At 45.3% G+C, this 1,544-nt stretch carries 3 protein-coding genes; all 3 read left to right on the plus strand.

Annotated elements, in window-relative coordinates; all coding sequences use genetic code 11:
• Nucleotides 1–78: 78 nt before the first annotated feature.
• Nucleotides 79–630 carry an outer membrane beta-barrel protein gene (locus A3729_RS06630; protein WP_068509584.1) on the plus strand — a complete coding sequence of 184 codons (552 nt, stop codon included), beginning with the start codon at nt 79–81 and terminating at the stop codon, nt 628–630.
• Nucleotides 631–646: 16 nt separating this feature from the next.
• Nucleotides 647–886 carry a hypothetical protein gene (locus A3729_RS06635; RefSeq protein ID WP_068633460.1) on the plus strand — a complete coding sequence of 80 codons (240 nt, stop codon included), beginning with the start codon at nt 647–649 and terminating at the stop codon, nt 884–886.
• Between the two features lie 32 nt (nt 887–918).
• Nucleotides 919–1,544, plus strand: a 626-nt coding sequence (locus tag A3729_RS06640) for a hypothetical protein (RefSeq protein ID WP_197475637.1), incomplete at its 3' end; no start/stop codon positions are given.

Raw genomic sequence — 1,544 nt, forward strand, 5'->3', positions numbered from 1 at the left:
AAAAATTAGGATAAGATTGCTCGCTAGTTTGATAAGCTAGGAAACCATTATTTAAGGTATGGATAAGGGAAGACGAGAATGAATTTAAAGAAATGCATTGGGGGGAGTATATGTTTACTTGCTCTAAGCAGTATCGCTTTTGCAGAAGATAAACCTAAATATTATGCCGGGCTGGATGCCCACTACCTGATAAATACTATTGGTAATGAACAAAGTGGCGAAGCGGAGTTCGATATCTCTGGAGCTGGTCTGAGAGCGGGATTATATTTGGAGCCTCAAGTAGGGCTTGAAGTTTATGCCGCACAAGGTGTCACTGAGGGAGACGATATTGGTATTGATATGAGTCTCGTATCTTCGGTTGGGATATTGGGTCGTTTCGAGTCTCCAGAGGCTGAGAACGGTGGGAAATTGTTTATCTTGCTTGGCTATGGCATGTCTGAACTGGAAATGACCCGCAGCGCCTCCAGCCCCGTAGATAGAGAGTTGTATCATGGCGTTGTCTACGGTGGTGGTGCTGAATTTCGTTTGGGTTCGAGTGAGACCTTTATCAATATTCAGGGCCTTCGTTATTATGATGAGGATCACCTCTCTCTGGATGGTGTGAGCTTGGGCTTACGCCAAAGTTTCTAGTTAAAAAGGACTTAATATGTGTTCAGTAAAAAAGATGACACGGGCTGTTTTACTTTTAGTTAGCTTTGTCTTAACAGCTTGTGGTGTGGGTAATGAGCAAACTTATATTCAAGCCGTTGAAGTCAACACTAAGAATTTGACCTCTATTTCTATTGTTTCCTCGAATGATCGCGTGCGTGAAGGGGAGACCGAGACATTCACAGCCTTGGGAAATGTTGATGGCGGTGCCAGCCAGATTGATATTCAAGTTCGGTAAGCTGGTCGAGTTCAGACTCTTCGATTATATCGGTGAATAGTAATGGTGTGGCGACAGGTAAATCTAACGGTACGGCGGATGTAATAGCACGGCTTGCCGACCTTTCGGCGACTAAGGCATTGCGCTCTTCCGATGCACCCTTGGTCTCGATAGCCGTCAGTAATCAACCTGCGAGCCTTCCAGTATGTCAAACATCCTCGCAACAACTGCTTGCAAGGGGAACATATAGTGACGGTGATGAGGCAGACATTTCGGATAAAGTAAGCTGGAGTGTCAGTGATAGCTCGGTTATTTATGTTGGTGATGTAGCGCTGTCTGATGGCTCGAGAGAAGATAAAGGAGTCCTCTCTGGTTTGTCTATTGATGATGCGCAAATCATAGCAAGCCAGGATGATATTGATAGTGAAGGGGTGACAGTTTCAGTCGTGGCGGGAGGTCTGACTAGTATTTCCGTCAGCTCTGCTGATGAAATGCTCTATGCGGAAGAAAGTAGTCAATTTTCAGCGCTGGGTGATTATGGCTCAGACCCCGTTGATATAACTGAAAACGTCCAATGGGGGTCTTCTGATATAACAATTCTGGCATTCTCTGATACCGACACTGGCTTGGCTGAACTACTGCTTGAAGGGTCTAGCAATGTGAGTGCTACTTGTGACCC

It is taken from the genome of Oleiphilus sp. HI0043, from assembly GCF_001634935.1.

Excerpts from the sequence above, each read along its gene's own strand:
- A3729_RS06630 (WP_068509584.1), top strand. The coding sequence starts at position 79 with ATGAATTTAAAGAAATGCATTGGGGGGAGTATATGTTTACTTGCTCTA.
- A3729_RS06635 (WP_068633460.1), top strand. The coding sequence starts at position 647 with ATGTGTTCAGTAAAAAAGATGACACGGGCTGTTTTACTTTTAGTTAGC.